We start from the raw sequence: 4675 nt of genomic DNA, 5'->3' as shown, positions 1-4675 counted from the left end.
TGATGTCCAAAATTTTGTTTCGTTCACCAACTCAAGGTTAGTTACTAAAAACTTTATTGATTACGTTTTGCTTGTTCAGTTTTCAAGGTTCATTTACAATCGTTATCTCTTTGTTAAGAGTTAACTTTTATATAATAACATGTTTCACACATACTGTCAAACAGTTATTTTATTTTTATATTGTTCTAGTTGCATGTTTATCAGCAACTTTTATATAATATCATCTACTTCATAGAGCGTCAATAGTTTTATTCATTTTTTCAAAAGTTTTATAACTTAAATCTTGGCCACGCTTTTAAAAATTGAATAGTACGGTTTCTTCCAATCTCTAAAAGTGTTTCTTTAGTCTCTTCATCTAAATCAAATTGAGTAGCGCTATAATCATCGACAGGAATAAAAATAATATCTCTTTCATGCCGTCTTGAGATATATCTTTCATCATGAGCATCTTTCATAGTAGAAAATAAAGCTTCAAATAAATTTAATCCATTTTTAATTTCATGTGGGTGTTGTTCTTCTCTACGTCTACTCAATTTAAGCCCTATAATCGGCCGCACCTTACGCCCTTCTCTATCATCAAATACCCATAACGGAAAATTACTCAATACACCGCCATCTACAATAACTGAATCTCCTTTTCCTGTTTTTAATGTAACTGGTTCAAAGAAAAATGGTATACCACAACTCATACGTAAAGCACTTGCAACAGAAAATTTTTTCGCATCAATATGATAATTTTGTAAATCATCCGGTAACACCATCATTTTGCCATTTGTTAAATCTGAGGCCACTAACTTTAATGAATCTCTAGGTAAATCTCCGAACGTATAAACACCTTTTGCAGCTAATTTTTGAAAAAACCATTTTTCTAATGCTTTTCCTTTATATAAACCTAAATGGTGATAAACATTAACCCACTTCATAAACGGGAATGGTAAGATTGTTTTCCTTTGATCTAATAATGAAGGTACATCCAACTCTTCTAACATAGTCTGGATTTCTTTTCCGCTATATCCCGCAGCAATAAAAGCAGCTAATATGGCCCCGGCACTCGTCCCAGCTACCCGTTTAAAGCGAAAATTTTCAGCTTCTAGTACTTGATACGCCCCAACTAGTGCAAACCCCTTCAAACCGCCACCAGAAAAAACACCATCAATCCACAAAATTCCCTCTCCTTTTTCAAGTAATCTTTACATTATATAAATGGTTATATACAAATAGAACGAACTCAATGAGTATTTTGTCGAATTTACAAACGACTTTGATACTGACATACGGATCTAAAAATAGTAAAAGGATTAACTCTGTTCAAGATAGAGCTAATCCTTTTAACTTAGTTTATGTTATCGCTTAGATTACTTAATTTTAAAATGTGCAATTTGACCTTTTAAGTTTTCAACCATCTCGTTTACTTGATTAGCAGTTCCTAGCATTTCTTCCATAAAAGCAGATTGCTCTTGCATAGTTGAAGCAATGTTTTGGGTACCTGCTGATGTTTGCTCCAATGATTGCACAGTTGTCTCAGTAGTCCCTAATACTTGTTCAGAGCTTGCTGATATTTGTTCTACTGTTGAAGCAATTGATTGCGTTCGCATACTAATGTTTGAAATTAGAGATGAGATATTTCGGAAAGTATCTCCAGCCAATCTTATTGCGACAGTCTCTTGATCAATTTCATTTACTACTCTCGTAATAGCGTCAACAGATTCATTAGAATTGTTTTGCATTTCAGAGATTAATTTAGTAATGTCATTAGCAGATTGGGCAGATTGTTCTGCTAAATGTCTTATTTCATCTGCAACAACAGCAAACCCTTTTCCATATTCACCTGCACGAGCAGCCTCAATAGCTGCATTTAGTGCAAGTAAATTAATTTGATCTGAAATACTTGTAATTACATTTGTAATTTGTCCTACTTCTTTAGAACGTTGATGCATTTGTTCTGTCATTTGCATAGAGGCTTTTGAAAGCTCGTTAATCGAATCAATTCCTTGTACGGATTGTTGAATAACATTATTACCTTGATTGGATTCTTCAGATGTCTTAATAGATTCATCAGAGACATTCGTGGTAGATTCCGTAATTTCTACTATACCCTCTGATATTTCTCTAATCGCAATTTGATTTTGAATAGCCCCAGTTGTTACCATTTCGCTACTTACTGAAACTTCCTGAATCGCCGCTGATACCTGATTAGTCATTTCTGTCACTTGCTCTATACTTTGAGTCAATTCTTTAGACCCATTTGCTACATAGTCTGCTGTTGAGGATACATGCCCTATAACATCTTTTAGCTGTACTTGCATACTATTAAAACTTGATGCAAGCTGACCAATTTCGTCATTACTTGTATTTTTTATTTCCTGCGTTAAATCACCAGCTGCAATTACTTTAGTGTAATCTACAAGTTGATTTAACGGTTTAGAAATTCTTTTAGCAGTGAAATATGCTAATATACCACTTATCACAATAAATATAAGTGCTAATAATACACATACCTTTATTAATAAATTTTCTAAATCAACTATAAAATCTGCATCTTCATCTAATCCTAAGACAGAATCTGTTCCTTGAACTTGTAAAAATGTAGACTTATGAGCACCGTAATCATCTATATAAATATCACTTGTAACCATTTTAGTTGTGCCTAGCGCTGCTTTTTGTTCATCTGTAAACGCTAGTGGTGATAAATACTTATCGTCATTGCCTAAAAATAAAATGACTTCTTTATTATCTACTTTACTCATAATATACACATTTTCTAAATCATACTTTTCTTTGAATGCATTTCCTCTAGACAATAATTCTTGATATGCACTTTTGTTTGTTTTAGCACTATTGATTAATTCTTTATCAAATAGCTCATCAAAATCCTCCATTTTCATCGTTAAGCTCTCTTCAAACTGAGGAATAATATACCCATCAATTAAACGTTCAGCTACAATAAAAATGGCAAAGCTAAAAATTGTGCTTATAACAACAATAGGCATTAATACGTTTAATAATATTTTCTTTCTAATTGTCATACCTTTAAACATCATTAACGCTCCTAACTGTAATAAAAAAATTAATCATTATTAAACAAATACCAATTCATTTAACGTAATATATTGATTCAGATCTAAGTTCAATAACCTTATATTCTCATTTAAATCCGGTGATTTATGGAAGATTACAGCAAAAGTAGAGCTTTCATTCACTTTCATTGGTCGATATTCTAAAATTTCATCAAAATTTAGTTTAAATGCTTCATGATTAATAGATACAACTTGCTTACAATCAATAGAGGCATCTATTTCAGCACAACAAAAACTATAAATTGAATCATCCATTTGATTAACTATATTTTCCCAATCAGGCTTTTGTTGTTTAAAAAAGTACTCACATGCGTTTACACCATATGCATGAACGCCAAGTTCATTTGTACCGATACCAGCAAATCTAAGTGGATTTACTTCAATTGGAACAATCTGTCCCTCATTATCGATGCGAATTTCAATATGTATAGGGGCAAGTTTTAAAGCGAAGAACGATGAAATAGTTCCTAAAAATTCTTGAATTTTGTTGAGGGACTCATTTATTACTTGCTTACTCGTATAGTAAATTCTATCGCTCATGTCTTTCTCATGCCTAAACATTCTTTTAAAAAGATTTAAGATAACAGGTTCCCCGTCTTCTGTAAAATATACGTCAACAGCGTATTCATCACCTTCAATTAATTTCTCAATTATAAATGATTGGTTATTAATAACTTCGATTGGATAGTCTGAACTTGTAACTTCCATTTCAAATTTAAGTTGTTTAATAGTTTCTTTATATTCTTCTACCTTATCAATACGATGTACACCTATACTTGAATATCCTATAACAGGCTTAACAATAATAGGGAAAGGTAGAGCACTAGGATCTAATTCTTCTAATTCTTTTAGAGAAACTTCTGTGAAAAAGAAATCTTTATAATGTCTACTTAATGTTTTCCTGAAAGTAACTTTATTTTTCAAAATATCTGTAACAGTTGTTAAATAGTGTTTAGGTGCATATTTTGATAAAATATTAAGTCCATTTTCAGAGTTAAAGAGAATTGGACAATTCCCCTTCTCTAATTCAATCAACAAATCGTCTACCTTTTTAAAATTTATAGTAGATTCATTTGGTATAAAAACTTCATTTAATTTGATAACTGGAATTTCATTCCTACTAATTGTGTGCGCTAATAAATCAGAAACATAAGGTCTATCTAGTATTATCAACTTTTACACTCCTATCCATATATTTTTTACATATCCATATCCTAAAAGAATCTATAAAAGTATGTAAAAATGACTATTACCTATTCTAATATATAATACCTATAAAATCCATAATTTTGACTTTTTATACCATAGGTAATATTTCATTAAAGTTAATAAAAAGCACACTTAAATATCTAAACATCAATGAGTATATTTAACTATATGAAGATTAATTTTTGCTAAAGTAAATAACTAAAAAAAACCAAGAAGCCAATTTAAGCTTCTTGGTTTATTACTATTTGTATAATTTTGTATAAAAAAAACAGCCAGCACACAGCTGACTGTTTACATTGCCTAGCGACGTCCTACTCTCACAGGGGGAAGCCCCCAACTACCATCGGCGCTAAAGAGCTTAACTTCCGTGTTCGGTATGGGAACGGGTG

General features: G+C 31.5%; 3 protein-coding genes and 1 rRNA gene. All 4 read right to left on the bottom strand.

Annotated features, from left to right (window positions below):
• Positions 1–269: 269 nt before the first annotated feature.
• Positions 270–1163 carry a patatin-like phospholipase family protein gene (locus tag ACFCYJ_RS27250; RefSeq protein WP_376079078.1) on the bottom strand — a complete coding sequence of 298 codons (894 nt, stop codon included), beginning with the start codon at positions 1161–1163 and terminating at the stop codon, positions 270–272.
• A 192-nt stretch (positions 1164–1355) separates the two neighbouring features.
• Positions 1356–3041, bottom strand: a complete 1686-nt coding sequence (locus ACFCYJ_RS27245) for a methyl-accepting chemotaxis protein (protein WP_376079076.1) — start codon at positions 3039–3041, stop codon at positions 1356–1358.
• A gap of 36 nt (positions 3042–3077) precedes the next feature.
• Entirely contained in the window at positions 3078–4250 is a 1173-nt protein-coding gene (locus ACFCYJ_RS27240; protein ID WP_376079074.1) for an ATP-grasp domain-containing protein, read from the bottom strand.
• Between the two features lie 334 nt (positions 4251–4584).
• Positions 4585–4675 (bottom strand): 5S ribosomal RNA (gene rrf / locus ACFCYJ_RS27235); the annotation flags it as partial.

This window comes from Lysinibacillus sp. NPDC056232, from assembly GCF_042267565.1.
Taxonomy (GTDB): Bacteria; Bacillota; Bacilli; order Bacillales_A; family Planococcaceae; genus Lysinibacillus.
This window is presented reverse-complemented; position numbering and strand designations above follow the sequence as displayed.

Bases quoted from the DNA above. Each gene is read 5' to 3' on its own strand.
- ACFCYJ_RS27245 (WP_376079076.1), bottom strand. From the start codon at position 3,041: ATGATGTTTAAAGGTATGACAATTAGAAAGAAAATATTATTAAACGTA.